Source organism: Umezawaea endophytica (assembly GCF_025061645.1).
Taxonomy (GTDB): Bacteria; Actinomycetota; Actinomycetes; order Mycobacteriales; family Pseudonocardiaceae; genus Umezawaea; species Umezawaea endophytica.
The window spans coordinates 329,191-356,096 of record NZ_JANYMP010000004.1 but is presented as its reverse complement, the minus strand read 5'-3'; the positions used below and the strand labels follow the sequence as shown (position 1 = coordinate 356,096).

At 71.9% G+C, this 26,906-nt stretch carries 18 protein-coding genes; 8 read left to right on the top strand and 10 right to left on the bottom strand.

Annotated elements, in window-relative coordinates; translation table 11 throughout:
* Nucleotides 1-5: 5 nt before the first annotated feature.
* From NZH93_RS11500 to NZH93_RS11480, 5 genes are read left to right on the top strand one after another with little or no spacing between them, the layout of a single operon-like run.
* Nucleotides 6-3,110 carry a tubulin-like doman-containing protein gene (locus tag NZH93_RS11500; RefSeq protein ID WP_259622979.1) on the top strand — a complete coding sequence of 1,035 codons (3,105 nt, stop codon included), beginning with the start codon at nucleotides 6-8 and terminating at the stop codon, nucleotides 3,108-3,110.
* Nucleotides 3,107-5,236: a hypothetical protein gene (locus NZH93_RS11495; RefSeq protein WP_259622978.1), complete on the top strand. Its 2,130-nt coding sequence runs from the start codon at nucleotides 3,107-3,109 to the stop codon at nucleotides 5,234-5,236. Before NZH93_RS11500 ends, NZH93_RS11495 begins: the two co-directional genes overlap by 4 nt.
* Complete coding sequence (locus NZH93_RS11490) at nucleotides 5,233-6,153, top strand: hypothetical protein (RefSeq protein ID WP_259622977.1); 921 nt, start codon at nucleotides 5,233-5,235, stop codon at nucleotides 6,151-6,153. The genes NZH93_RS11495 and NZH93_RS11490 overlap by 4 nt, the downstream gene beginning before the upstream one ends.
* Nucleotides 6,150-7,187, top strand: coding sequence for a GTPase (locus NZH93_RS11485; protein ID WP_259622976.1), 1,038 nt, complete (start codon nucleotides 6,150-6,152; stop codon nucleotides 7,185-7,187). The genes NZH93_RS11490 and NZH93_RS11485 overlap by 4 nt, the downstream gene beginning before the upstream one ends.
* Nucleotides 7,187-8,842, top strand: coding sequence for a hypothetical protein (locus NZH93_RS11480; protein ID WP_259622975.1), 1,656 nt, complete (start codon nucleotides 7,187-7,189; stop codon nucleotides 8,840-8,842). Before NZH93_RS11485 ends, NZH93_RS11480 begins: the two co-directional genes overlap by 1 nt.
* Before the next feature lie 36 nt (nucleotides 8,843-8,878).
* Here the strand turns inward: NZH93_RS11480 and NZH93_RS11475 are convergent, their stop codons facing one another.
* The gene (locus NZH93_RS11475) at nucleotides 8,879-9,937 is read right to left on the bottom strand and encodes a ricin-type beta-trefoil lectin domain protein (RefSeq protein ID WP_259622974.1); all 1,059 of its coding nucleotides are present in this window, start codon (nucleotides 9,935-9,937) and stop codon (nucleotides 8,879-8,881) included.
* A 77-nt stretch (nucleotides 9,938-10,014) separates the two neighbouring features.
* The gene (locus tag NZH93_RS11470; protein ID WP_259622973.1) at nucleotides 10,015-11,055 is read right to left on the bottom strand and encodes a LacI family DNA-binding transcriptional regulator; all 1,041 of its coding nucleotides are present in this window, start codon (nucleotides 11,053-11,055) and stop codon (nucleotides 10,015-10,017) included.
* 133 nt (nucleotides 11,056-11,188) lie between these two features.
* Here NZH93_RS11470 and NZH93_RS11465 point away from each other — a divergent pair, with 133 nt between their 5' ends.
* Entirely contained in the window at nucleotides 11,189-12,154 is a 966-nt protein-coding gene (locus NZH93_RS11465; protein WP_259622972.1) for an acetylxylan esterase, read from the top strand.
* A 16-nt stretch (nucleotides 12,155-12,170) separates the two neighbouring features.
* Here NZH93_RS11465 and NZH93_RS11460 read toward each other — a convergent pair whose 3' ends face one another.
* The 4 genes from NZH93_RS11460 to NZH93_RS11445 all read right to left on the bottom strand — a co-directional run bounded on the left by NZH93_RS11460 (nucleotide 12,171) and on the right by NZH93_RS11445 (nucleotide 17,529).
* On the bottom strand, nucleotides 12,171-13,133 hold the full coding sequence (locus tag NZH93_RS11460; RefSeq protein ID WP_259622971.1) for an ROK family protein: 963 nt from the start codon (nucleotides 13,131-13,133) through the stop codon (nucleotides 12,171-12,173).
* A gap of 92 nt (nucleotides 13,134-13,225) precedes the next feature.
* Nucleotides 13,226-14,215, bottom strand: a complete 990-nt coding sequence (gene mgrA / locus NZH93_RS11455) for an L-glyceraldehyde 3-phosphate reductase (RefSeq protein ID WP_259622970.1) — start codon at nucleotides 14,213-14,215, stop codon at nucleotides 13,226-13,228.
* Between the two features lie 8 nt (nucleotides 14,216-14,223).
* On the bottom strand, nucleotides 14,224-15,084 hold the full coding sequence (locus NZH93_RS11450) for a LacI family DNA-binding transcriptional regulator (protein ID WP_259622969.1): 861 nt from the start codon (nucleotides 15,082-15,084) through the stop codon (nucleotides 14,224-14,226).
* On the bottom strand, nucleotides 15,085-17,529 hold the full coding sequence (locus tag NZH93_RS11445; RefSeq protein WP_259622968.1) for a glycoside hydrolase family 2 protein: 2,445 nt from the start codon (nucleotides 17,527-17,529) through the stop codon (nucleotides 15,085-15,087).
* Between the two features lie 106 nt (nucleotides 17,530-17,635).
* On the opposite strand from NZH93_RS11445, the gene NZH93_RS11440 reads away from it, so the two are divergent.
* Complete coding sequence (locus NZH93_RS11440) at nucleotides 17,636-19,792, top strand: alpha-galactosidase (protein ID WP_259622967.1); 2,157 nt, start codon at nucleotides 17,636-17,638, stop codon at nucleotides 19,790-19,792.
* A gap of 222 nt (nucleotides 19,793-20,014) precedes the next feature.
* Here NZH93_RS11440 and NZH93_RS11435 read toward each other — a convergent pair whose 3' ends face one another.
* Genes NZH93_RS11435 through NZH93_RS11420 form a run of 4 tightly spaced genes read right to left on the bottom strand, consistent with a single transcriptional unit; the run spans nucleotide 20,015 to nucleotide 25,405 of the window.
* A complete protein-coding gene (locus tag NZH93_RS11435) occupies nucleotides 20,015-20,932 on the bottom strand; it encodes an ATP-binding cassette domain-containing protein (RefSeq protein ID WP_259622966.1) in 918 nt (305 codons plus the stop codon).
* Nucleotides 20,929-22,692 (bottom strand): dipeptide/oligopeptide/nickel ABC transporter permease/ATP-binding protein, encoded by a 1,764-nt coding sequence (locus tag NZH93_RS11430; protein WP_259622965.1) that lies wholly within the window; start codon nucleotides 22,690-22,692, stop codon nucleotides 20,929-20,931. Before NZH93_RS11430 ends, NZH93_RS11435 begins: the two co-directional genes overlap by 4 nt.
* 12 nt (nucleotides 22,693-22,704) lie before the next feature.
* Entirely contained in the window at nucleotides 22,705-23,697 is a 993-nt protein-coding gene (locus NZH93_RS11425) for an ABC transporter permease (RefSeq protein WP_259622964.1), read from the bottom strand.
* Nucleotides 23,698-23,725: 28 nt separating this feature from the next.
* A complete protein-coding gene (locus NZH93_RS11420) occupies nucleotides 23,726-25,405 on the bottom strand; it encodes an ABC transporter substrate-binding protein (RefSeq protein WP_259622963.1) in 1,680 nt (559 codons plus the stop codon).
* Nucleotides 25,406-25,610: 205 nt separating this feature from the next.
* Here NZH93_RS11420 and NZH93_RS11415 point away from each other — a divergent pair, with 205 nt between their 5' ends.
* On the top strand, nucleotides 25,611-26,891 hold the full coding sequence (locus NZH93_RS11415) for an ROK family transcriptional regulator (protein ID WP_259622962.1): 1,281 nt from the start codon (nucleotides 25,611-25,613) through the stop codon (nucleotides 26,889-26,891).
* Nucleotides 26,892-26,906: the final 15 nt, after the last annotated feature.

Below are 26,906 nucleotides of genomic sequence, written 5' to 3'. Positions count from 1 at the left end.
ACCACATGAAGATCTACCAGCCGATGATGTTCGTCGGGTTGGGCGGGACCGGGTGCCGCGTGGGCGCCGAGCTGGAACGGAGGTTCCGCGCGGAGCTGTGCGGGCCGGACGGCACCGCGCTCCAGAGCGCCATGCCCGGCCAGAACTTCCTGCCCTACCAACTGCCCAAGTGCCTCCAGTTCGTCTACGCCGACCTGGCCGAGGACGAGTTCGGCCACGTGGAGAGCCGGGCGGTGCCCGACCGGTCCCACCTGCCCGCGGCTCAGCGGACGATGCGGATGGTGCGCGGGCTCGTCCCGCCGCACGACACGTATCCCGAGGTCGCGCGCAGCCTGCGCCTGCTGTCCTCCGACTACTGGGAGGGCTGGCTCCCGCCGCCGCAGGGCGAGCCCAAGGTCGCGCCGCTGTCCAAGGGCGCGGGCCAGTTCCCGACCGTGGGGCGGGCGGCGCTCTTCGAGACCTTCAAGGACGGTCTCGGTGCCGCGCAGAGCCCCCTCGCCGACGCCATCGGCGACATCAACAACTCCGGGGGCCAGCTCAGCGAGCTGGGCGGCAAGCTGCGGGGCTCGATCGACGTGTTCGTCGCGTTCTCCGTCGCGGGCGGCACCGGCAGCGGCCTGTTCTACGACTACCTGCACCTCATCGGCGACGCGCTCAACCGCGGCCAGTACCGGGCCCGGATCTACCCGCTGGTGCTGATGCCGTCCGCGTTCGAGGAGGGGCTGGGCGGCGGCCGGGCCGCGAAGCTCAACTCGGGACGCGCGCTGCTCGACCTGTTCCGGATGGTCGACGAGCAGAACTCGTCCGACGCGGGCATCGACCTGGACAGCCGGGGCGTGTCGGGGTCGCTGGCCGTGCGGTACCCGGCGCGCGACGAGATCAAGCTGCGGCCGAGCACCGTGCAGACGGCGTTCCTGTTCAGCGGCAACGCGGGCATGCGGCGCGAGGACCTGCACCGGTCGGTCGTGTCCATGGTGCTCTCGCTCGTCGGCAGCGACCTGCCGCGCGACTCGGACGGCAAGTCCCTCGGGCAGCAGGAGTTCCAGTCCTTCGCCGACAGCTTCATCAACAAGGCGGCCGAGCGGAGCGTCCAGGCCTCCACCGGCATCGGGCGCAAGGGCGTGTCGACGAGTTCGGTCGCGTCGCTGACCGTCCCGGACGACGAACTCGCCGACATCGTCAGCTCGCGACTGCTCGCCGACGCCGTGCGCGAGCTGTCCGAGCCGCCGCCCGGCCAGGCGGAGAACAACCGCGAGCTGGTCGCGAAGTTCTTCACCGACGCCAACATCGACCCGGTCTGGCACCGGGCGGCGATCCCCGTCAGCGAGCCCGCGGCGTCCAACGGCGCGGACGCGATCCTCGCCGCGCTCGGGGCCCGCGCGCGGACGATGGAGGCGAACCTGTTCACGCTCGGGCAGCAACTCGCCCAGCAGGTCCCGCAGCTCACGCAGAACTTCGACCCGCACAGCGCGCTGCGCTCGCTGCTCGGCTCGATCGACCTGTTCCGCCTGCGGCGCGTCGTGATGGGCCACGAGGCGATCACCGACGAGGTCAGCAAGCGGGGCTTCGGGCTGGTGCTGGAATCGCGCCGCAGCGAACCGCAGCCGCCTCCCGGCATCAGCCTGATCGCGCCCGCCCCGCAGGTCGTGCGGGCGCGGATGATCGGCAGGGCCAAGTTCTCCGACCCGTCGGTGCGCGACTCGATCCGGCGGCAGAACGACTGGTACACGTGGCGCGGGCAGTGCGCGTGGCACGCCGCGTGGGGTGACCAGGCGAGCCGCTGGGAGCGCAAGCTCCGCGCGGCGCAACGGGACCTGACCGACCTGACGAAGGCGTTCGAGCAGCACGCCCAGTCCGACAACGCGATGTTCGAGCGGCGGTCGCGGGCCCTGTTCGAGCACCGGGTCGGCGTGTCGTACCTGCTGCCGCGCCAGGGCGACCTCGGCGCGTTCTACGCCGCCGTGGTGCGGCGGTTCGTCGACCACTACGTGGAGGTGGACCGCCTCCGGCCCGCCGCGACGACCGCGCAGGTGGTCGGCGAGATCCTCGGCGACCAGGGCTGGCGCACCGCGTTCGAGATCCACCAGGAGCGGGACGCCGCCCAGGCCGTGTCGTACGTGCGCGGTGAGCTGAAGAAGGCCGTCAAGTGGCTGTTCACCTACAACGACAACCGCCAGCCGCTGCTGCCCCGGATGCACGACCTGCTGACGGCGGCGAGCGGCCGGGAGAAGGACAGGGTCAGCGAGGAGGACCTGGCGCAGTTCCAGCAGAAGCTCGCGGGCCTCGTGCCCGGCGGGTTCGCGCCCAGCGGCAAGGGCCAGCTCAAGGTCCTCTACTCCTACCCCGCGTCCAACCGGGACGTCGAGCTGGAGAACCTGCTCCGGCGGGAGATCTACCTGCCCGCCAACGAGAACACGCACGAGGAGTTCCGGCCGGTCGACACGGAGTCGATCGCGGTGGTGCTGGTCCGCTCCTCGATGGGCCTCACCGAGGTCGACGAGGTGCGCGAGGTGCTGCGGTTCTGGGCCGAGGCGCTGCACGACGACCAGCACGACGACTTCCTGCACTGGCGGCAGCGGCTCGACTACCAGTCGCCCTACCTGGCCACCACGGCGGACGACCGGACGAGGATCCTGCACCACCTGCTGTGCGCGGTGTGGAACGGCGAGGTCGTCCCGACCGGTACCGACACCTCGCCGGAGTCGATCACGGTGTCGCTCGGCGTCAACATGCGGCTGGACCTCCAGGGTTACGGCCACCGGTCGAGCTGGGGCAGCGTGATCGCCGCCTACGAGCGGTGGGTGCTGGCCGACAGCGAGGACATCCGCAGGCAGTTCTGCGAGAAGCTGACGAGGAGCGTGCCCGCGCGCCTGACCAGCACGCCCTCCGAGCCGTCGCGGCTGTTCCTCGAACTGGTGTCGCTCGCCGAGACCGAGCCGAAGCACCTCACCGAACTCCTGGCGCAGAACCGGGAGTCCGGGCGGCGGAGGCTGGAGTCGCTGCTGGAGTTCTGGGAGGTCGTCTTCCCGGCGGCCATGGAGCTGAGGTTCGGCGACAGCGGAGCGGTCGAGCACAACCTGCGCGCCCTGCACGAGTGGTTCTCCCGGTGACCCGGCTCGTCGACGTCGTCGACCTCAGGCCGGGGGCCTCGTCCGGGATCGACCCCGACGGGCCCGCGATCCGGAACGTGGCGAGCCGGATCGTCGTGGTCGACCTCGCGTCCCGTTCGGCGGAGAACCACTCGCGCTACCACCAGCTCGCCACCATCGGCCAGGTCCGCGAGATCGTGCTGGTGCTCGTCGGACCGATGACCACCGACGAGCACGGGAGTCCCGCGCTGCGGCTGTCGTCCATGCTCGGGCAGGCCTGCGTGACGCTGTGGGTCGGCAGCGAGGTGGGCGTCCGGTGGGAGGGCGGCACCGATCGCGGCAGGCAGTCGGAGCCGGAGGTCGAGGACGGGCTCGCCGACCTGCTCCGGGTGCTCGGCTCCCGGCCGGTCTTCGACGAGGTGGTCAGGAGGGTGCGCGAGATCCCGTTCCACGTCGCCTCCCCGGCCACGGACGTCGTGCACCCGTCGGTCCAGCCCGCCGAGCTGACCACGTTGCTGCTGCGGGCGTTGCGGCAGATGTCCGGCACGAACGACCAGGCTCCCGCGTCCGAGGAACCGGCCGCCGGGAAGCGGGCGGGCACGGGGACCGCGGCGGCGGTCGTGCCGCGGTCCCCGCTGCACCGCAGGCGCGCGGCGGCCCAGCAGCGACTGGCCGACGCCGTCGCCGCGACCGCCGCGCTGCGCAGGTGGAACGGCGCGTTCACCACCGGTGGCGACGCGGCCTGCGAACGGGTCGCCCTCGCGGGCGCCGCGCTCGAAGCGCACCGGACGATCGCACTGGAGGCGGTGTCGCTGGTGCAACGGCTCCCCGCCCCCGACGACGACGCCCTCGCCGCGATGGGCGTGCCGCACCCGCAGGCGGTCGACCACTCCGCCGTGGCGGCCACGACGGGCGCCCTGCTGAAGGGCCGGTTGCGCAGCGGGTCGCTGCTCGGCGCGAGCCGGGCGCTGCGGCACCTGGCCAACTCCCAGGCGGGCCGCGACGCGAACGTCAACGCGTTCACCACCAGGGTCGCGCTGGAACGGCCGGAGTCCGCCAGGGCGAACCGGTGGAGCCCGGTGCTGGCGGTGCTGCCCGTCGTGCTGGCCACCTGCTTCGCCACGGCGGCGCTGCCCGTCTCGGGGATCGCCGCCGGTCCGGTCTCCGCCGCGCTCTGGCTGGGGCTGCTGGCGTTCCTGCTGACGAGGCGCCCGCCGGGCGGACCTGCCACCGGGAAGGTGCTCGCCGTGGTCGGCGCGACGGCCGTCGCGGGCGTGGCGGGCGGTCTCCTGGTCCCGCCGATGGTCCCGGTGCCCGAACCGTTCGAAGCGCTGGTGTGCGGGCTGTCCGTGCTCGTCTCGCTGACCGCGCTGGTGCTGGTGTGGCGCGCGCAGGTGGACCGCTGGACCTCGACCCTCCTGCTGGGGCAGGCCGCGACGGTGCACGAAGGGCTGGTCGGGCTGGTCGACGAGTTCGTCGTCGGCAGGCAGGGCAGCGCGGACCTGCGCAGGCGGACGGCCGACGCCGCGCTGCTGCTCGCGGGCGGGTGCGACGACGTGCGGGCCGTCTTCACCGAGACCTGCTCCGAGAGCCCCGTGGACGGTGACGTCCGCACCGGCAACCACCACGACCTGGTCGACGTGATCCACCGCGACCTGGAGCGGATCAGCACGACGGCGCTGGACGAGTCCGTGCGGGCCATCGCCTCGGGCGCTCCGCTGACGGCGGAACCCGGACTGGTGGCGCTCCGGGCGCGGACCCTCACGAAGGAGTACGTCGACTACCTCCGCCGCTCCGGCGGGCACCGCAGGCCGCCGATGGGGGCGGTCGACGCCAGGGGCGCGCTGGAGGAGGCGTTCTGGGAGGACTCGGTCGACGCGCGCCGCGTGCTGAAGGCGTCCGGTCGCGAGGAGATGCGGCAGCTCTGCCACCTGTCCGACATCAGGCGGCTCAACCCCGACTGGTCCGGCGTCCGGGTCATCCGGTTCGCGCCGGAGCACGTGCTGGAGCTGTTCGGCGTCATCGGCCACGAGATCGTGGACACCGACCAGGACGTCGTCGGCGTCCTGCGCCTCGTACCGCTCCGCAGGGACGTCGTGCGCCGGGTCGCTCCCCCGCTGTCGGCGGACCCCGGCGGTGACCTGTGAGCGGGGACCAGGAGGTCGTCCTGCACGGACGGGACGCCTGGGGCGCGCCGCGCACGTGGCGCCTGCGGACGACGGGCACGGTGGAGGCGGGCTCGGTCCTCCGCACGGCGGAGGGGAAGCTCAACACCGGCGACCGGGTCGTCCTGCGCACCCTGCCCCCGGCCTCGGCGGTCCAACCCGAGATCTCCCAGGTGTGGCTGGACAACGAGATCCGCGCGGTGACCCGGACGACGCGGCTGTACCGGGCCGAACGGCCGCCTGCCGAGCTGCCCAGGCTGCTGGGGTACCAGTTCGACAGCGACAAGCCGTTCGCCCTCCTCACCGGGTACAGCTCGACGGGCGCGGCGACCGCGGTCGGCAGGCTGCTGGACTCGCAGCGCACGGAGTTCACCGTGAGCCTGCTCCGGGCGCTCGCCCACCTGGACGCCGTGGACCTGGTCCACGGGAACGTCGGCCTGCCCGCGCTGCGGCTCGACGGGTCCTCGGTGCGGCTCGTCAACTTCGAGCACGCCGTGCTCGGCGGCGAACCGTCGCGGTCCGGGGTGTGGCCGCCCGCCCACCACGGGGACGACGTCCTCGCGGCGGGCAGGCTGCTGTACGAGGTGTACACCGGGGTGCCCACGACGGGCGACGGGCACCCGTCCGGCACGGCGGTGCCGTGGCTGCGCTCGCTGCTGTCGGGCGTGTTCGCCGACAACCCGCACGAACGCCCGTCCGCCGTGGACCTGCTGCGGCGGGTGAACGCCGCCGCGCCCGCCCCGTCCGACGACCAGGACGCCGCGCTCCACCGCGGCAGGGCGCGCTTCGACACCGTTCGCTCGGTCAAGTCCGCCGGCTACCCGCCGCAGGCCCCGCCGAGCGCGACGGCCGCGGGCCCCGCGCCCCGCCCGCACGACCGCATGGGAGCCGAACGATGACCGCGCCGCTCGTCACCTGCCCGACGTGCCAGGACCAGTTCCCCTGGGTGGAGGACCAACTCCTGCGGTGGTCCCCGCGCGACGGCCGCTTCCTGCCGGTCGAGCCCGTCGACACCACGAACCCGATCAAGCTCGCCGACCAGCGCGCGAGCTGCTACATCCGGTGCCCCAACCCGTCGCAGGACACCCCGCAGCACTACACGCCCGTCGTGCTGGGGCAGAGCCCGGCCCCGGTGGTGATCGGCCTGGTGGGGCGCCCGCGAGCGGGGAAGTCGCACCTGCTGGCCGCGATGGTCCAGGGGCTCGTCACCGGCCGGGCGAACGCGCTGGGCGTCACCGCGAGGCCGGGTGACGGTGTCCAGCACGCGGCCTTCCACCGAGGGCACATCGAGCCCATGCTGCGGGGGGAGAGCCTCGACGGCACGGGGGACGGTGTCGTGGGCTACGCGGACTTCCTCCTGGTCCGCTCCCCCACCGGCGAGCGGCCGGTCATCTTCTTCGACACCGGGGGCGAGAACTTCCGCGCGATGGCGCACAACAGCCTCAGGTCGCGGTTCCTGCTGAACACCAACGCCCTGATGTTCGTCGAGGACGCCGACCAGGTGATGGCCCGCACGGCGGGCGGCAACGAGTGGATCAGCGACGCGCTGGCGCGGCTGGGGGTCGTCCCGCACCTCCGGTCCATCCCCTCGACCGTCGTCCTGATGAAGTCCGACCAGTTGCGGTACACGCACCCGGTCGACCGGTGGCTGCGCCTGCCGGACGACCGCGGACCGCTGGTGGCGAACGACTTCCTCACCGAGAGCAGGGACGTCTACGCGGTGCTGGACCAGTACGGGGCGAACTTCGCCCGCGACCTGTACGACAGGTTCGACCGGTGCACGATGCACTTCGTCTCGGCCACCGGCGTGGCGGCCGAGGACGAGCGCTACCCGCGGGGCGTCCACCCGATGAGGGTCCTGCGGCCGCTGGTCGCGCTCCTCGCCATGACCGGGGTGCTCACCGGCCCCGAAGCGGCCCAGGTAGGTCGGTGATGGGTGCGGGGCAGGAAGCGAGGGGCCACCTCGACCAGATCGTGTTCGGGTTCGTCGACTCCGGTGCGGGCGGTGCGATGGACATCGCCTGGACCACCTTCCCCACGACGTCCAGCCGGGTCGCGGTGTGGAAGGAACGCCTGCGCAACCACGTCCGGCTGCACTCGAGCCAGGTCGGGGGCCAGTCCTACCTGCCCGACCACTCGCTGTCCTACCTGGAGTTCGGCGACGGGTCCGCCGCGCTGCTGCGCCGCACCAACGAGGGCGAGGCGGGGCGCAACTGGTCGCACGCCATCGTGGGCTCGGCGAGCGACCTCGGGCAGCACGCCGCCGCGCTGTGGGACTGGCGGCGCTGGCAGGAGGGGTCCTCGGCGATCCCGCTCGACACGCTGCACGTCGACGCGCTGCACGAGCACCACGCCGCCGTCGCCCCCGAACTGGACCGCCGTTCGCTGCGGCAGCGGCACTACGTCGTCCCCGTGGTCCGCGCCCTGCTCGCCGACCCCCTCGCCCGGCTGACCGTGCTGGACGCGCCGGAGCACGCCGTCGCCGAACTCGTGTGGCTGTCGCGGCGGATCACCGAGCCGCTGCTGCCCGCGTGGACGTTCTCGACCTACGAGGTCACCGACGGCCGCGACGTGCCGGACCTGCCGTCCGTCCTGTTCCTCCGCGCCGCGCCCCTCGCCGGGGAGACCGGTCACCGGCGGCTCTACCTGGACGAGGCGCTGGCCGGGGACGGTGCCGCCGACGCGGCGGAGAGGCTCGTCTCGACCTACGTGGAGTACGCGTCGACCGGCAGGCTGCCCGAGTACCGGGCCTGGGTGGCCGACCTGGTGGGTGGCGCGCCGGACCGGGTGGGCCGGGTGGTCCGAGCGCTCGGCGGCGCGGAACCCGCCGCGGCGCGGCAGTTCCCGGCCCCGCCCGACGAGGACCTCACGATGATCACCCCCGTCGTCCCGCCCACCTTCGGCGTCCCGCTCGACCACGGCCGGTCGGAGGACGACCGGCCGCCGACCGAGCCGCGGCCCGCGGTCCTGTGGCACAAGGTCCCCCACGACCGCCTGGTCGTCGTGATGGCCAACGAGGAGGACGTGGCGGCCGGGCTCGCCGAGATGGAGGCCCGGCTCGGGCAGCCCACCCCCGAGGAGCGGCAGGCGATCCGCGGGCAACTCGTGCGCAACGACTACCTGACCGCGGTGGTGGAGGGCATGCCCGACCAGGGGGACGAGCACCTCTGGAACGCGGCGCTGACGATCATGCGGTTCGGTTACGGCCAGAAAGGCGAGGACCTGGTGTCCACCCTCGCCGTGATCGCGCTGAAGGACCACCTCCTGACGCTCAGACCGGGCAGCCTGTTCCTGCACGCCGCGTACCACCTGTGCGTGGACAACGGGACGGCCAGGCAGTTCGACGAACTCGTGGGCTGGATGCTGCGCCGGAAGTTCCCCGCGCCGGACGCGCTGCGGCACGCCGACGAGCCACCGCTGGGTTTCGCGGTCGCGAACGAGCGCAGGCACTCCTGCCTCAAGACCACCGCCGCGAGGTACCGGTGGGAGGCGGTGCTCATGACACCGCCCGTCCGGCAGCGGGGCGTCCTGCTCGCGCTGGCCGGGGTGCTGCTGGTCGTCGGGTTCCTCGCGGGCCTGCTGCTCTGACGGGACCGGCGGCCAGGGCGGGTGGCCGCCGTCCGGTCAGCGGCGGCTCCACTTCTGGTTGGCCTGGCCGTTGCACGGCCACGGGGCGGTGCGGGTGCCGTTCGCGGTGCCCTGGCCCATCGCGTCCAGGCACAGGCCGGACTGGGCGTTGGCGAGGGAACCGTCGGTGTTGAGCGTCCACTGCTGGTTCGCCGCGCCGGTGCACGGGCGGGCCTGGGTGGTGGTGCCCTGGGTCGTGCCCTCCAGGCAGGTCGAGGCGTCGGTGCGGAGTTCGCGCGCCGCCGTGGTGGTCCAGCGCTGGCTGGTGGCGCCGGTGCAGTCCCAGAGCTGGGTGGTGCCCGAGCCGGAGACGTCGAGGCAGCGGCCCGACTGGGTGCCGACCAGCGCGGTGCCGGTCGTCGGGGTGCCGGAGAGCGCGGCGGCCAGCGGCGGGTACCAGCGGCTCTCGATCTTGCGGATGCCGGTGGTGTCGTTGGGGTGCACGCCGTCGTAGGTGTCGGTCGCCGTGCTGAAGCCGGTCCACTGGTCGACCACGGTGATCGGCGAGCGGGTCGTGGAGTTGGCCGACGCCCAGCCGGGGATGGCGTTGTTCAGGTCGACGACCCGCTGGGCGCACGCGGCGCAGCCGCTCGGGTTCATCGGGATGATCTGGGCGACCAGGAGCTTGGTGGCGGGGTTGCTCGCGCGCATCTGGCCGAGCAGCTTGGTGTAGGCGTTGAGGATCGTGGTGGCGGGGATGCCGTTCCACACGTCGTTGGTGCCCAGGTGCATGAGGACGACGTCCGGCAGCGTCGCGGACAGCCAGCCCGGTAGCTGGTTCTCGTCGGCGATCCTGGTGGCCAGGAAGCCGCCGTGGCCCTCGTTCTCCCCGTCGTAGGTGAAGCCGCAGCCCTGTGCGGGCAGGGTACCGACGAAGTCGGTGTTGGTGAGGCCGGAGGTTTGCAGGTGCTGCCACAGCAGGGCGCGCCAGCAGCCGGGTGAGCCGGTGATCGAGTCGCCGAGGGCCATGATCCGGACGGGGGCGGCGGCCGAGGCGGGGAGTGCGGGCGTCAGGCAGGCCACGAGTGCCAGCAGGACGGCGAAGAGCGCTTTCATGGAACACCTTCCATCGCAGGGATGCGATTCCTCGCCACGAGAAGTGGTGAGCCGGCAGGCGATTCCAGGTTAAGCGGTTAATTGCGGGAGGACAAGGCCTGGTCGGAAACGGGCCCGGTGCTCGACCTGGGCACCAGCTCGGGGTCCGAGGTCTTGACGTGCCGGGGCTCGCCGCCGCCGATCACGTCGAGCAGCAGGCGCACGGCGGTCGCCCCCCGTTCGGCTATCGGCCTGCGCACGGCGGTCAGCGCGGGACGCACCAGCCTGCACAGCGCGGAGTCGTCCCAGGCGACGATCGACAGCCGGTCCGGCACCGGGATGCCGAGCTCGTGGGCCACGGCGAGCGCCGACACCGCCATCACGTCGTTGTCGAACACCATCGCGGTCGGCGGCTCCGCACCGGTCAGCACCCGGCGGGTGACGCGGGCCGCAGCCTCGTCGGAGTAGTCGGCGTGCACGGCGCGGGCGTCGCTCAGGCCGAGCCGCGCGGCGGCCTCGGTGAAGGCCTTCGACCTGATCCTGGTGTGCACGAACGTGTCCGGCCCGGCGACCCGGACGATCCGGCGGTGGCCGAGCGCCACCAGGTACTCGACGACCTCGGCCACGGCGGACTCGTCGTCGGTCCACACGCACGGCAGGTCCGGCAGCACGGGTTCGGCGAGGATCACCGTCGGCAGGCCGAGTTCGCGCACCAGGTCGACGCGCGGGTCGTCGGCGCGCAGGTCGGCCAGCAGCACACCGTCCACCCGGCGGCCCGCCCACCAGCGGCGATAGGCTTCGAGCTCGGCCGTGGCGTCGTCCGTGACCTGGAGCAGCAGCGCCGTGGGACCGTCGGCGAGCGCGTCCTGGACCCCGGCGATCAACTGCACGAAGAACGGCTCGACGCCGAGTTCGCGGGCGGGCCGGTCGACCACGAGCCCGATCGCGTTGGCCCGACCGTCGGACAGCGAGCGGGCGGCGCTGCTCGGCACCCAGCCGAGCCGGTCCGCGATGTCCATGACCCGCCTCCGGGTCGTCTCCGAGACACCCGGCCGCCCGTTGAGCGCGTACGACACCGCGCCGGTCGACACGCCTGCCGCCTTCGCGATGTCCGAGATGGTCGGACGCTTGTCCCGCACCGACTCCCCCTACCGCTTGTTGATCACGGGAGTCTAGCCCCGGAAGACCGGTCCGCACGGCAGCCGCGCGCGAGTAGTCTGCGGACGGTCAATCGGTTAAGCGCCTTGGGGGTCTCCCGTGCCGTGGTTCGACATGCCAGCCGACCAGCTCGTCGCCTACCGCACTCCCACCGTCGAGCCGGAAGGCCTTGACCAGTGGTGGGAGGTCAGGCTGGACGAGGCCCGCGCGGCGGCGCGGCCGACGGTGCTGACGCCGCACGAGCCCGAGGTCTACGGGTCGCTGCCGGTCGCGGACGTCGAGTTCTCCGGCGCGGACGGCGACCCGATCCGCGCCTGGTACCTCCGCCCGCCCGGCAGCGGTGACGCCCCCCTGCCGACCGTGGTCACGTTCATCGGCTATGGCGGCGGGCGCGGCCTGCCGGTCGAGCACACCCTGCTGCCCAGCACCGGGTTCGCGGTGTTCGTGATGGACACCCGCGGCCAGGGCGGGCGCTGGTCGGTCGGCGCGACCGGCGACCCCGGCGCGGCGCTGGCCGGCCCGGCGCACCCCGGCATGCTGACCAGGGGCATCGAGAAGCCGGAGTCCTACTACTTCACGCGGCTGATCGTGGACGCGGCTCGGGCCGTGGAGGTCGTGGCCGGGCTGGACGGCGTCGACCGCGACCGGATCGCGGTCACCGGCGTCAGCCAGGGCGGCGGGCTGGCGCTCGCGGCGGCGGCGCTGAGTGGCGACCTGGTCAAGCTGTGCCACGCGGACGTGCCGTTCCTGTGCGACTTCCAGCGCGCGGTCACGCTCACCGGCAAGCCGCCGTACAGCGAGGTGGCCGACTTCCTGGCCCAGAACATCCACCTCGTGCCCGCCGCGCTGGACACCCTGCGGTACGTCGACTGCGCGCTGCTGGCCCGCCGGATCACCGCGGAGTGCCTGCTCACGGTCGGGCTGATGGACGACGTCTGCCCGCCGTCGACGGTGTACGCGGCCTACAACGAGATCAAGGCGCCCAAGGACATCGCGGTGTTCCCGTTCACCGGGCACTCCCTGCCGCGGGGGCACGTGGAACGCCAGTTGCGCCACCTGCGGTCGGTGCTGAAGCCCTGACCGGCGCGGAACCCCGTCACCGCGTGCTCCCCGCGGCGGGCGCGGGTTCGGCGGCACCCTCCGGTGCCCGCTCCCGGACGAGTGCGGCGGCGCCGACCAGCCCGGCGTCCACGCCGAGCAGCGCCGGGTGCACGTCGACGTGCCGGATGAAGTCCAGGCCCGGCCATCCCGCGAGCGCTCCGGTGATGGCCGGGCCGAGCAGGTCCCACGCCTGCGCCACGCCACCGCCGACGACCACCCGGTCGACCTCGCACAGCGCGGCGGCCACGGTGATCACCTGCGCGACCGCGGTCCCCGACCGGTGGAACGCCGCCCGCGCGATCGGGTCGCCCGCCCGCGCCGAGGCGGCCAGCGACCGGCCGTCGGCGACGCCCGCGGCGAGCCAGCCGCGGTCGGACGCCCAGCGCACGATCGACGGCCCGCTGGCGATGGCCTCGGAGCAGCCGCGGGCGCCGCACGCGCAGAGCGGGCCGCCGGGTTCGAGGACGAAGTGGCCGACGTGCCCGGCGTTGCCCGCGGCGCCGAGGTGTGCCCGGCCGTCGAAGACGAACCCGCCGCCCACGCCGGTCGACACGACCATGCCCAGCAGGGCGTGGCTCCCGCGGCCCGCGCCGTGGTGGTACTCGGCGAGCGCCATGCACACCGCGTCCCCGGCCAGCCGCACCGGCACGCCGGGCACCAGCGCGGAGACGCGGTCGACGAGCGGGAAGCCGCGCCAGCCGGGGATGTTGACCGGGCTGACGGTGCCGGTGCGGACGTCCATCGGTGCCGCGCTGGCGATGCCCACCCCGACCACGGCGTGACCGGCGGTCAACTCCAGCAGCACGGCCTCCAGGGCTCGCCACACCACTTCGCCGTCGCCTGGCGGGGTGGCGGCGGACCGCCGGTCCACCACCGTCCCGTCCGGCGTGACGAGTGCCGCCGCCAGCTTCGTGCCTCCCACGTCCACCGCGAGAGCGAGATCGACCATCAGCGCCATGCGGCTCACCTCGTCGGAATGGAGGACCTTCGCGAAGTTAACCGGTTAAGCACCGGGAGATCAATGCCTGCGACCACCGCGTTCGGGGGAATTCAGAGCAGGCGGTCGATCTCGGCCAGCTCGTCGGCGTCGAACCCCAGGTTCCGGGTCGCCGCGACGGTGTCCTCGAGCTGCGCCACGCTGCTCGCGCCGACGAGCGCCGAGGTCACCCGGCCGCCCCGCAGCACCCACGCGATGGCCATCTGCGCCAACGTCTGACCGCGCCGCTTGGCGATGTCGTCGAGCGCCCTGACCTTGCCGAGGGTCTCCTCGGTGAGCCCGGCGGAGGTCAGGAACGGGCTGTCCGACGCCGCGCGCGAGTCCGCCGGGACGCCGTTGAGGTACCGGTCGGTCAGCAGCCCCTGCGCCAGCGGCGAGAACACGATCGACCCGGCGCCGACCTCGTCCAGCACGTCCTGGAGGCCGTCCTCGATCCACCGGTTCACCATCGAGTACGACGGCTGGTGGATCAGCAGCGGCGTACCCAGCTCGCGCAGCACCCGCGCGGCCTCGACGGTTTGCTCCGGCGAGTAGTTGGAGATGCCGACGTAGAGCGCCTTCCCCTGCCGCACGGCCGAGTCGAGCGCGCCCATCGTCTCCTCGATCGGCGTCTCCGGGTCCGGCCGGTGCGAGTAGAAGACGTCCACGTACTCCAGGCCCATGCGGCCGAGCGACTGGTCCAACGAGGACAGCAGCGACTTGCGCGAGCCCCACTCGCCGTACGGGCCCGCCCACATCCCGTAGCCCGCCTTGGTCGAGATGACCAGCTCGTCGCGGTACGGCAGCAGGTCGCGGCGGAGGTGCCTGCCGAAGTTCTCCTCGGCCGAGCCGGGCGGCGGGCCGTAGTTGTTCGCCAGGTCGAAGTGCGTCACGCCCAGGTCGAACGCCCGGCGCAGCACGGCCCGCTGGACGTCCGAGGTCCGGTCGCCGTCGCCGAAGTTGTGCCAGAGGCCCAGCGACACCGCGGGCAGCTTGAGCCCGCTGCGGCCGACTCGGCGGTAGGGCATGTCGTCGTAGCGCGTGTCCGCGGCGACGTGGGTCACGGTTCTCCTCAGGGGGTGGGGGCGGAGGCACTGCTGCCCCGCTGGACGAGCGTGGCGGCCGGTGACCACCGCGGCGCGACCGGGTCGCCGTCGATCAGCTCCAGCACGGACTCGGCGACCGACGTGCCGAACTGGTGCACGTCCACGCTCATCGTGGTCAGCGACGGCGACGCCAGCCTGCACAGCGTCGAGTCGTCCCACGCGACGAGACTCAGCTCGTCCGGCACGGCGACGCCGAACTCCTTGGCGGTGTTCAGCCCGGCCACGGCCATCACGTCGTTGTCGTAGAGGATCGCGGTCGGCCGCTCGTCCCGCGTGAGCAGCGCGGCCGTGAGCTTCGCGCCGGACTCCTCCGAGTAGTCGCCCTCCAGCACCACCGGCTCGACGCCCGCCGCGTGGCAGCCCGCGAGCAGCGCCGCGGAGCGGGCACGGGTGTGCAGCAGCGCCTGCGGACCGCTGATCCGCGCGATGTGCCGATGCCCCAGCTCCAGCAGGTGCGCCAAGGCCTCCTCCATCGCCCCGACGTCGTCGGAGCGCACGGCGGGCGTGGCCAGTTCCGGTGACGGCTCGCCGACGACGATCGTCGGCAGCCCGACCTCCCGCAGCACCGCGAGGCGGGGGTCGTCGGCGGTCCGGTTGACCAGCAGGACGGCGTCCACCAGGTGGTGCGCCGCCCACCGCCGGTACGCGGCGATCTCGGCGTCGTGCGCGGCCACGACGTGCAGCAGCACGGACAGCCCGCGTTCGGACAGCCGCTCCTCGATGCCCGCGATGAACTCCATGAAGAACGGCTCCGCGCCGAGCAGCCGGGTCGGGCGGGCGAGCACCAGCCCGACCGCGCCGACCGACCCCGTCGGGGTGGCCCCCATTCAGGACCTGACCGCGGGGGTCACGAGGCCGTTGGCGCAGCGCAGGACGTGCGGCCCGGCGAGCACGGCCGGGTCGGGCAGCACCGCGTCCGTGCGGACCAGGAACGAGCGGGTCTCCCCCGCGAGCATCGGCACCAGCATCTCCTCGGCGACGGCGTCCGGGGCGACCCGGTCGGCCAGCAGTGCGACGTCCCGCGCGAACGACGTGGCGCGCACGTCGACGCGGTAGCCGCCGGTCACGGCTTCGACCCGCGCGCTCAGCGGGGCGGGGTCGTACGACAGGTCGCGGTCCTCGGCGAAGAGGTGGACGGCGCGCGCGTCGGCCGTGGTCGCCACCAGCACCTCTCCCTCCGGGTCGTTCGGGGTGACCAGTGGCTCGGTCAGCTCGATCAGGGCCGCGGTCCGGGCCCGCACCGTCACCGGCAGCGTAGTCGCCTCCAGCACCTCGCCGCCGAAGGTCTGCCGCTCCAGGCGCACCTCGCCGGTCCACTCCTCGTCGTGGTCGTTCACGGCGGCCAGCACGAGCCGCCCGTCGCGGGGCTGGAACGTCAGCAGCCGGGGCGCGAAGGCGTGCCGCAGCGAGTACCAGAGCGGCTTGGGGCGCTCGTCGCCGTCGACCGCCGCCCAGGACGTGGACGGCCAGCAGTCGTTGAGCTGCCACACGACGGCGCCCGCCGTGCGCGGCCACCAGGACCGGAAGTGCTCGACGCCGAACGCGACCGCGCGGGCCTGGTTGAGCTGCGTCGCCCAGTGCCAGTCGGCGAAGTCCTCCGGCACCGGCAGGTGCGCGGCCAGGCCGCGGTCGAGCTTGCCGTTGCCGTCCTCGGCCTTCTGGTGCAGCAGGAACGTCGGCGAGGTCGACGTCAGCGGCTCGTCGTGCACCCAGTTCGTGAGCGTGGTCCACGTCGGCGGGCCCTGGAAGCCGAACTCGGAGCAGAAGCGCGGCACGTGGTCGAGGTAGTGGGAGTAGTCGAGCCGGTTCCACACCTCCCACTCGTGCCGGGTGCCGTGGTCCGGGTCGTTCGGGTGCGCGTCGCCGGGGCTGTACGGGCTTCCGGGCGAGTAGTGCCGGGTCGGGTCCAGCTCGGCGACGATCGCGGGCAGCAGCTCGGTGTAGTACCTCAGCCCCCACGTGCGACCGGCGAGCTGGTCGGCCCAGCCCCAGTCGGCGAAGCCCCACAGGTTCTCGTTGTTGCCGTTCCACAGCGCCAGCGACGGGCGGGCGACGAGCCGGGCGACGTTCTCCCGCGCCTCGGCCTCGACCTCGCCCCACAGCGGCTCCTCCTCGGCGTAGGAGGCGCAGGCGAACGGGAAGTCCTGCCACACCAGCACACCGCGCTCGTCGCACACGTCGTAGAAGTCGTCGGTCTCGTAGATCCCACCGCCCCAGATCCGCAGCAGGTTCAGGTTCGCCCCGACCGCCTGGTCGACCCGGCGGGCGAGCCGGTCGCGGGTGATCCGGGTGAGGAAGTGGTCGTCCGGGATCCAGTTGGCGCCCTTGGCGAACACGGGTTTCCCGTTGACCACGAAGGTGAACGGGGTGCCGATCTCGTCGGGCTCGGTGTCGACGGTGATCGTGCGGAAGCCGATCCGGCGCTCGTCGCCGTCGACGACCCCGCCGTCGGCGAGCAGGTCGACCCTCAGGTCGTAGCGGGGCTGCGCGCCGTAGCCGACCGGCCACCACAGCTCGGGGTCCGGCACCACGACGGTGACCGCGGCGGTGTCGCCGTCCACCACCACCCGCTCCTCGTGACCGTCCACGGTGGCCACCAGCTCGACCTCGGCCGTCCCGGCGCGCTCGACGTCCACGCGCACCTCGACCCGGCCGTCGCCGTCGACCGTCACCAGCGGGCGCACGGACGCCAGCCGCGCGGCCGACCACCGCTCCAGCCGGACGGGCTTCCAGATGCCCGCGGTCTGGAGGTCCGGGCCCCAGTCCCAGCCGAACGAGCAGGCCATCTTCCGGACCATGTTGAACGGGTGCGGGTAGGCGTGGTCCCGCCAGCCCAGCTCCGCCTCGACCTCGGCGGCGTAGGCCAGCGCGGACCGGAAGGTGACCACCAGGTCGTTCGCACCGTCCCGCAGCACCTCCCGCACGTCGAAGCGGTAGCCGCGGTGCATGTTCCTCACGGACCCGAGCCGCACGCCGTTCAGCTCGATCACCGCCACCGTGTCGAGCCCCTCGAAGACCAGGTCGACCCGCTCGCCGTCGGCGGGGGCCGCGGCGTCGAACGTCAGCGCGTAGCGCCAGTCCGCCCGGTGGAGCCAGGTCAGCTCCTCCTCGGCGCGATCGAGGAACGGGTCGGGGATCAGCCCGGCGGCCAGCAGGTCCAGGTGGGTGCTCCCCGGCACCGCGGCGGGCACGCTCACGCCCTGGACTGCCTCGGGCACGTCGCCCGACACCGCGCTCAGGTGCCACCCGTCGTGCAAGGTCTGGTGGATCATGGGGTCCCCGCTCCACGAAGTGACTCGAAATCACGTCGATTCTTACGTCGGCAACTAAAGTAAGTCAATGATGGTGCTTCGACGACCGACAGGGATGTAGCTCACTGTGCCCTCCGCACCCGCTGACCCGACCCCCGACCACGCCCACCTGCGCGCGGCGGGGGTGAGCCTCGCGCTCGACCTGTCCGGCGGGACCCTGCCCAGGGTCCTGCACTGGGGCGCCGACCTCGGCGAAGGCGCCGACTTCGACGCCCTGCGCACCACCTCCCTCCGCCAACCGATCGGCAACTCGGTCGCCGGTGACGTGGCCGTGGCCGTGCTGCCCGAGCAGTCGGCGGGCTGGCTGGGCACCCCCGGCCTGGTGGGCAACCGCGCGGGCCGCGACTTCTCGACCGCGTTCCGCGTCTCCGGCACGTCGGTGTCCGACGGCGTCGTGGTCGTGCGGGCCGAGGACACCACGGCGGGCCTGGCGCTGGAACTGACCATCGAACTGACCGCCGCGGGCCTGGTCCGCCAGCGGGCCGCGCTGACCAACACCGGCGACTCGCCGTTCGCGCTCGACGCGGTGAACCTGACCCTCCCGGTGCCGCCGGACGCCGTGGAACTGCTCGACTTCACCGGCCGCCACCTGCGGGAACGTGCCGCGCAGCGGACGGAGTTCACGCACGGCCTGCGGATGCGGGAGAACCGCACCGGCCGCACCGGCTACGACTCGGCCTACCTGCTCGCGGCGGGCACCAGGTCGTTCGGCCACCGCACCGGCGAGGTCTGGGCCGTCCACACCGCGTGGTCCGGCAACCACCGCACGTTCGCCGAGCGCACCTTCCACGCCGTGTCCCTGCTCGGCTCCGGCGAACTCCTGCTGTCCGGCGAGGTGGTGCTGGAACCGGGCGAGGTCTACACCTCCCCGTGGCAGTACGGCTCCTACGGCAACGGCCTCGACGAGCTCTCCGCCCGCTTCCACGCCGACCTCCGCGCCCGACCGGGCCACCCGTCCAGCCCGCGGCCGGTGGTGGTCAACACCTGGGAGGCCGTCTACTTCGACCACGACCTGTCCCGCCTGAAGGACCTGGCGGACGCCGCCGCGGCCGTGGGCGGCGAGCGGTTCGTCCTGGACGACGGCTGGTTCGGCTCCCGCCGCGACGACCAGCGCGGCCTGGGCGACTGGTACGTCTCCGACGAGGTGTGGCCGGACGGCCTGACCCCGATCATCTCCCACGTGACGGGCCTGGGCATGCAGTTCGGCCTGTGGGTGGAACCGGAGATGATCAACGAGGACTCCGACCTGGCCAGGGCCCACCCCGACTGGATCATGGCCCCCGAGGACGGCCGCCTACCCGGCCGCGCGCGCAACCAGCAGGTCCTCGACCTGGCCCGCCCGGAGGCGTTCCAGCACATCCTGGAACGCCTCGACGACCTGCTGTCCACCTACGACATCTCCTACCTCAAGTGGGACCACAACAGGGACCTGGTCGAGGCGGGCCACCGCCCCACCGGCCGCGCGGGCGTCCACGGCCAGACCCTCGCCGTCTACCGCCTGCTCGACGAACTGCGCGCCAAGCACCCCGCCGTGGAAATCGAGTCGTGTTCCTCCGGCGGCGGCAGGATCGACCTGGCCATCCTCCAGCGCACCGACCGCGTCTGGGTCTCCGACTGCATCGACGCCCTGGAACGCCAGGGCATCCAACGCTGGACCAACGCCCTGATCCCCTTGGAACTCATGGGCACCCACGTGGGCTCGGGCATCTCCCACACCACCCACCGCAAGCACCCGCTCGACTTCCGCGCGGGCACAGCGCTCTTCGGCCACTTCGGCATCGAATGGGACCTCACCAAGGCCAGCGAGGAAGACCGCGCCAGGCTCACCGAATGGGTGGCCCTCTACAAGGAGGTGCGCACCCTCCTGCACACCGGCACAGCGGTACACGCCGACCACCCCGACCCGGCCTACCACGTGCACGGCGTAGTAGCCGCAAACGGCACGGACGCCCTCTACGCCATCGTCGCCACCGACACCTCCACCTACTACCCCACCGGCCAAGTCCGCCTACCAGGCCTACACCCCGACAAGACCTACCACGTACGCCCCCAGCCCCCCGGCGACATCCCAGACGGCAACGCCATCCGCTGGGGCGTACAACTCCCCTGGTGGACCGAAGAAGGCATCACCACGACGGGCAGGGCCCTGACCACAGCAGGCGTACAAGCACCAGTCCTCTTCCCAGAACGCCTGGTCCTCATCCGCGCAACCGCCACCACGTAAGCACTCACCCGCACAGAAGCACTCACCCGCCACGCAAGCACGCACCCGCCACATAAGCACGCACCCCACGGAGCCTCCAGACCCCTCCCTGCCCCCGATCCCCAGCGCCCTCATGGCCGGCCGAGCCGTGTCAAGGCATCTTTCCCGCCTTGACACGGCGCGTCCGGCCATGACGACAATCGCGCACCGGGGGGACCCGCCAACCACCACCCGAGAACCACCTCAAACAGCCGCCCACGTCCCCGCGAAATGGTCATACGCAGCAGCGGACCCAGCCGCCTCCACCACTTCCCTCCCCACCGAAAACTCCCTACCCCGCGCCGAAGGATCAGGCGAAGCCGCAGCCAACAACTTCGTATACGGATGCCGAGGCTCAAGGATCACCTGATCAGCAGGCCCCCTCTCCACCACCCTCCCCCGATACAGCACCAAGATCTCATCCGAAAAATGCCGAGCCGTAGCCAAGTCATGCGTGATGTACAAAACCGCCAGGTTCTCCTCCCTCTGCAACCGAGCCAACAACTTCAAGATCCCCAACCGGATCGACACGTCCAACATCGACACCGGCTCATCCGCCACCACGATCCCCGCCCCCGGCGCCAACGCCCGAGCAATCGCCACCCTCTGCCGCTGCCCACCCGACAACTCGTGCGGCCTCCGAGACGCGAACTCCGCGGGCAACGTCACCCTCTCCAACAACTCCCGCACCATCTTCGAGGACTCCGCACCCCCCTTGACCCGCCCGTGCAACTTCAACGGCCGAGCCAGGTGGTGCTCCACCGTGTGGAACGGGTTCAACGACGCGAACGGGTCCTGGAACACCATCTGCACCCGATGCCGGTACTCCCGATCCGACAACGCCTTCCCACCCAGCGCCTTCCCGCCCAGCACCTTCCCGCCCAGCGCCTCCCCTTCCAACGCCTCCCCACCCAGCACGATCTCCCCGGACGTGGGCTTCTCCAACCGGGCGATCATCCGGGCGATGGTCGACTTCCCCGACCCGGACTCCCCCACCAGTGCCACCGTCCGCCCGGCCGACAACGTGAACGACACCCGGTCCACCGCCCGCAGCACCGACCGCCGCACCCCGTCGCGAACCCCGAACTCCTTCACCAGGTCCCGCGCTTCCAACGCGCTCACCGCACACCCCCGTCCAAAGCCGGCGTCCCACGAACGAATCCCCCGCGCTCCCCGGTCAAACTGGGGAACGACTCCAGCAGCTCCCGCGTGTACGGGTGCTGAGGATCGACGTTCAGCTCCTCGGCGGACCCCAGTTCCACGACCTCCCCGTCCCTCATCACCGCGATCCGGTCCGCGACCTCCAGCAGCAGCGGCAGGTCGTGCGTGATGAACACGACGGCGAACCCCAGCGAGTCGCGGAACTTCAGGATCTCCAGCAGGATCCCCCGCTGCACCACCACGTCCAACGCCGTGGTCGGCTCGTCCATGATCATCACCTGCGGGTCGAGCAGCAGCGCCATCGCGATCATCACCCGCTGCCGCATCCCGCCGGACAGCTCGTGCGGGTACGCCCCCAGCCTCTCCGGCGGCACACCCACCAGCGTGAACACCTCGACGCACCGCTTCCGCCGCTCCTCCCGCGACATCTCGGGCCGGTGCGTCACCAGCACGTCGTCCAACTGGGCCGCCACCGACGTGACCGGGCTCAACGCGTTCATCGCGCCCTGGAACACCATCGACAGCTTCGACCACCGGAACACCCGCAACTCCTCCACGCCGAGCCCGAGCACGTCCACATCCGTCCCGTCCCGGTCGTGGAACGTCACCGCCCCGGCCGTCACCTCCGCGGGCGGCTTGTGCAGCCGGTTCACCGCGTACGCCAGCGTCGTCTTCCCGCACCCGGACTCCCCGGCCAAGCCGAGGATCTCCCCCCGCCGCAACGTCAACGACACGTCCCGCACGGCGTGCACGGGCTTCTCCCCCTGGTACACCACGGAAAGCCCGGACACGGTCAGCACGGCGTCGTCCGAACCGCGCGTGGCGGGGACGACCTCGACCGTCGCCGCCACCTTCCCCGGCTTCCGCGGCACGTCCCGCAGCCTCGGGTTGATGATCTCGTCGATCGAGAAGTTGACCAGCGACAACCCGCACCCGAACAGCGCGATCACCAGCCCCGGCGGCACGAACCACCACCAGGCCTCCCGCTGCAACGCGAACCCGTTCTGCGCGTAGTACAACATCGTCCCGAGCGTCGACGAGTTCGAGGCACCAAGCCCGAGGAACGACAGCCCCGCCTCGCTCAGGATCGCCAGCACCACCGCGAACACGAACTGCGAAGCCAGCACCGGCAACAGGTTCGGCAGGATCTCGACGGTGATCACCCGCCAGGTCCTTTCCCCCGCCACCCGCGCCGCGGCCACGTAGTCCCGGTTGCGCAACGACAGCGTCTGCGCCCGCAGCACCCGAGCCGACGCGGCCCAGCCGGTGATGGCCAGCACGATCGCGATCGTCCACGACCCGCGCTGCGCGGCGGGCACGAACCCGGCGATCACGATCACCAGCGGCAGACCGGGGATCACCAGCATCACGTTGGAGAACAGCGAGAACGCCTCGTCGACGATCCCGCCCGCGTAGCTGCCGACGATCCCGAAGACCGCCGACAGCACCGTCGCCAGCACCCCGACCACCAGGCCGATCTGCAACGACCCCCTGGTGGCGTAGGCGATCTGCGCCACCACGTCCTGCCCGGTCTGGGTGGTGCCGAGCCAGAACGAGCCGCCGGGCGGGGTGAGGCCGATGTCCCGCACGGTGTTCGGGTCGCCGACCACGAGCGGCCCGACCAGCCCGAACACCACCACGACCCCGATCAGCCCCAACCCGATCGCCAGCTTGGGCGACCAGCGCGGCAGCACCCGCCGCTTCACGTCCACTGTGGACATAGTCCGCGCTCCTCATCCACCGCTGACGCGGGTTCGGGGGTCGATCAGGGCGTACAGCAGGTCCACCACGAGGTTCGCGCCGAGCACGGCCACCGTGATGACCAGGAAGATCCCCTGCATCAGCGCGTAGTCGTTGTTCTGCACGGCCTGGAGCAGCTTCGACCCGATGCCGGGGTAGGAGAAGACCTGCTCGGTGATGATCGAGCCGGACACCACGAACCCGAGCGAGATCGCGAACCCGGCCACCGACGGCAGCACGGCGTTGCGGGTGGCGTACCGGATCATGATCCGGCTGTCGCGCAGCCCCTTGGCCTGCGCGGTGAGCACGTAGTCCTCGGACATCGCCGACACCATCATGTTGCGCATCCCGAGCAGCCAGCCGCCGACCGACGACACGACGATCGTCAGCGCGGGCAGCGTGCCGTGGTAGATCGCCGACGACAGGAACTCCGCGTCCCACGCGGGCGTGAGGATGACGTCGTAGCCGCCGGCCAGCGGGAACCAGCCGAGTGCGGACGCGAACACCGCCACCAGGATCAGCGCGAGCCAGAAGTACGGCACCGCCGACAGCACGGTCGTCGCGGGCACGAGCGAGTCGAGCCAGGTGCCGCGCTTCCAGCCGACCAGCGCGCCGAGCGCGATGCCGACCAGAAACGACAGCAGGGTCGCGATCCCGACCAGCACCACCGTCCACGGCAGGGAGGAGGCGATGACCTCGGACACCGGCGCGGGGAACGCGCTCACCGAGACGCCGAGGTCACCGCGGAAGATGTTGCCGAGGTAGGCGAAGTACTGGCTCACGATCGACTCGTCGCCGCCCGTGCCGAGCAGCAGCTCGAACGACCGCCGCGCCGCCGGGTCGATCGACCCGCCGCGCTGCTGGAGCTTCGCCAGCAGGATGTCGACCGGGTTGCCCGGCATCAGCCTGGGGATGACGAAGTTCAGCGTGAGCGCCGCCCAGAGGGCGACCAGGTAGAACACGAACTTCCGCACGTAGTACCTCATCGGCGCGCTTTCCCCGACCCGACGCGCCTCACTTGCCCGCTGGCTTGAGCTTGAGGAAGATCTCGGAGTTCTCCGGCCGGGACCACACGGCGGGGAACGCGTAGAGGTCGTCCTCGGTCGGCCAGCCGGTGAACTTCTTGGCGTTGTACTCGCTGGTCGTGCCGCCGGTGAGGATCGGGATGTAGGGCATGACCTCCTCGATGCGCGTCTGGATCACGTCGAGGTGCGGCTGCCGGGCGGCGGTGTCCTTCGGGTCGATCTTCTTCAGCGACGCCAGCGCCTCGTCGAGCGCGGAGTCCTTCATCCGGCCGAAGTTCGGGTTCGCGATCTCGCCCGCGGGCGCGGTGGTCGCGCTGCTGAAGAAGTAGCTGTAGGTGTAGAACGGGTCGGGCGCGGGTCCCTGCTGGACGGCGTCGATCAGCAGTTCGTACTGGCCGCGGCCCCGCGCGTCGGACCACTCGTTCCAGGAGAGCTGCTGCGGGGTGATCTTGATGCCCACCTGCTGCAACTGCTGGCCCATCGTGTCGACGGCGGTGATGTAGTCGGTCCACCCCGCGACGACCTTCACGGTCAGCTCCAGCGGTTTGCCGTCCTTCGCGTAGATCCCGTCGCCGCCCTTGGCGTACCCGGCGCCCTCCAGCAGCCCGGTCGCCTTGGCCACGTCGGGGCTCATCGGCGCGGTCTTCTCCTTCAGCTTGCCGGAGACGAGGCCCTTGTCCCGCCGCACCAGCGCGTAGCCGGGCGAGACCTCGCTGGCCGTGCCCTCGAACGCCAGCGCGTTCACCTGGCCGCGGTTGATGCCGTAGTAGATCGCCTTGCGCACGGCCGGGTCGGTCTGCGCGCCCGTGCAGCCCAGTTCGGCGTTCGAGCAGGTGAACAGCGCGGCCTGGTTCATCGGCGTGATGATCGCCTTGTAGCCGGGGTAGTTCTTCTCCACGTTCTTGATGTCCGGCACCGGCCCGGTCTGCCAGTCGACCTGCCCGGCCTTGAGCGCGTCGGCACCGGCCTGGTTGCCCGACAGCGACAGGTACCGGATCTTCTTCACGGCCGGTTCGCCGCCGTAGTAGCCGGGGTTGGCCTTCAGCGTGAACGCCTGGGGCTTGAACTCGTCCAGCAGGAACGGCCCGGTGCCGACCGGGGACTTCACCGGGTCGGTGGCGGGCGTCGCGATGTCCTTCCACAGGTGCTCGGGGACCATGAAGATCTTCCCCAGCACCTGCGGCCCTTCCATGTACGCGGGCTCGTCGAACTTCACCACCACGTGCGTGTCGTCGGTCGCGGTCGCCTTGCCCTTATAGCCGGTGGAGTTCATCGTCTTGTTCTTGGTGATCATGTCCAGGGTGAACACCACGTCCTTCGCGGTGAACTTCTGCCCGTCGGACCACTTGGCGTCGTCGCGGACCTCGATCGACAGCTCGGTCCCGTCGGCGTTCCAGGAGAAGGCCTTGCCGAGCCGGGGCCGGGGCTCGACGTCCTTGATGACGTTGAAGAAGAACAGCGGCTCGAAGATCGTGCCCGGCCCGTCGATGAGCGTCGGCGAGAACGGGTTGAAGTTGACCTGGTAGTCGCCCGACTGCCCGGTGTAGAGGACGAGCGTCTCCGCGTCCGCGGAACGACTGCTGTTGGAGGACCCGCACCCGGCGGCGACCAGTGCGACCACGGCCAATCCCGCCGCCGCGACGCGGGAGCGCTGTGCCTTCAGGAACATCGTTGATCCTCTCCTGGCTGGGTGACAGCGACCGGCCGTCGACGTGCGGGCCACTGCGGTGTGGAGATTGTTAAGTCAGTGAAGAAACGAAGTCAATACCTCCCGAGCACCCCGGTGCTACCGCCGACAGGCCTGACCAGCCTCGCCCGCTTGCTACCCTTCGACCGGTGAACGAAGTAAGTGCTGGCCACACCACGGAGGACCAGTGACCGGTCAGGCCCGGACGACGCTGCACGCGAGCAGCAAGGCGGCGGTGCTCGACGTCATCCGCGCGGCGGGGACCATCAGCCGGGTGGGCCTCATCAACGCCACCGGCTTCACCGGCGCCACGATCTCCACGGTCGTCCGCAGGCTCATCGACGAGGGCCTGGTCCTCGAAACGGGCCGGGCCGAGTCGACCGGCGGCAAGCGCAGGGTGCTCCTCCAGCTCGACCACGCCTCCCGCTACGCCATCGGCGTGCACCTGGACCACGCGGGCATCACCTACGTCCTCACCAACCTCGGCGGCGCGGTGGTAGCCCGCATCACCAGGCCGGGCGCGGGCGCCGAGGAGCCGCCGGAGGTGGTCGCCAGGATGGCCGCCGAGGTCCACGCCCTCGTGGACCGCGTGGGCGTGGACCGGGAGCGCGTGCTCGGCGTGGGCCTGGTCTCCCCCGGCCCCCAGTCGGCGACGACGGGCATGACCCACACCCCTCCGTCCATGCGCCAGTGGGAGGACTTCCCCCTGGACCGGGCGCTGGCCGAGGCGGTCGGCCTCCCCGTCCTGCTCGACAACGACGCCACGGCCGCCGCGCTGGGCGAGCACTGGTCGGGCGGCATCGGCGGCACCGCGACCTCCGCCGCCCTCTACATGGGCACCGGCATCGGGGCGGGCCTGGTCATCGGCGGCATCACCTACCGCGGCACCAGCGGCAACGCGGGCGAGATCGGCCACATCTGCGTGGACGCGCTCGGCCCCGAGTGCTGGTGCGGCGCCCGCGGCTGCGTGGAGGCCATGGCGGGCCCGGCCGCCGTCGTCGCGACCGCGCGCGCGGACCAGGTACTGGCCCGCATGGTCGGCCTCACCGGCGCGAAGCGCTCCCGCCCGTCGGTGGCGGCGGACTTCGCGGCGGTCAGCCGCGCGGCGAGGCGGGGCGAACCGCAGGCGCTGGCGATCCTGGACCGCTCGGCGAGGTACATCGCCGTGGCCGCGAGGACCCTGGCGAACCTCATGGACCTGGACGTCCTGGTCCTCACCGGCCCGAGCTTCGCCATCGCGGGCTCGATCTACCTGCCCGTGGTCAAGGAGGAGCTGGACCGGGCGTTCTTCGCCAGGGCCACCCACGAGGTCGACGTGCGCCTCTCCCGCTCGGCGGCCACGGCACCCGCGATCGGCGCGGCGGCCATGGTCCTCCAGTCGGAACTCGTCCCGCTGCACGAGGGCATGCGCCTCCCCGAGAACCTCGCGGCGGCCGAACCGGCGTTCATCACCCCGCCCAGCGCGTAGAGGAAGCCGTCCCCG

Excerpts from the sequence above, each read along its gene's own strand:
- NZH93_RS11450 (WP_259622969.1), bottom strand. The coding sequence starts at position 15,084 with ATGGGGGCCACCCCGACGGGGTCGGTCGGCGCGGTCGGGCTGGTGCTC.
- NZH93_RS11475 (WP_259622974.1), bottom strand. The coding sequence starts at position 9,937 with ATGAAAGCGCTCTTCGCCGTCCTGCTGGCACTCGTGGCCTGCCTGACG.
- NZH93_RS11480 (WP_259622975.1), top strand. The coding sequence starts at position 7,187 with ATGGGTGCGGGGCAGGAAGCGAGGGGCCACCTCGACCAGATCGTGTTC.
- NZH93_RS11430 (WP_259622965.1), bottom strand. The coding sequence starts at position 22,692 with ATGTCCACAGTGGACGTGAAGCGGCGGGTGCTGCCGCGCTGGTCGCCC.
- NZH93_RS11485 (WP_259622976.1), top strand. The coding sequence starts at position 6,150 with ATGACCGCGCCGCTCGTCACCTGCCCGACGTGCCAGGACCAGTTCCCC.
- NZH93_RS11500 (WP_259622979.1), top strand. The coding sequence starts at position 6 with ATGAAGATCTACCAGCCGATGATGTTCGTCGGGTTGGGCGGGACCGGG.
- NZH93_RS11460 (WP_259622971.1), bottom strand. The coding sequence starts at position 13,133 with ATGGCGCTGATGGTCGATCTCGCTCTCGCGGTGGACGTGGGAGGCACG.
- NZH93_RS11420 (WP_259622963.1), bottom strand. The coding sequence starts at position 25,405 with ATGTTCCTGAAGGCACAGCGCTCCCGCGTCGCGGCGGCGGGATTGGCC.
- NZH93_RS11425 (WP_259622964.1), bottom strand. The coding sequence starts at position 23,697 with ATGAGGTACTACGTGCGGAAGTTCGTGTTCTACCTGGTCGCCCTCTGG.
- NZH93_RS11445 (WP_259622968.1), bottom strand. The coding sequence starts at position 17,529 with ATGATCCACCAGACCTTGCACGACGGGTGGCACCTGAGCGCGGTGTCG.
- NZH93_RS11465 (WP_259622972.1), top strand. The coding sequence starts at position 11,189 with ATGCCAGCCGACCAGCTCGTCGCCTACCGCACTCCCACCGTCGAGCCG.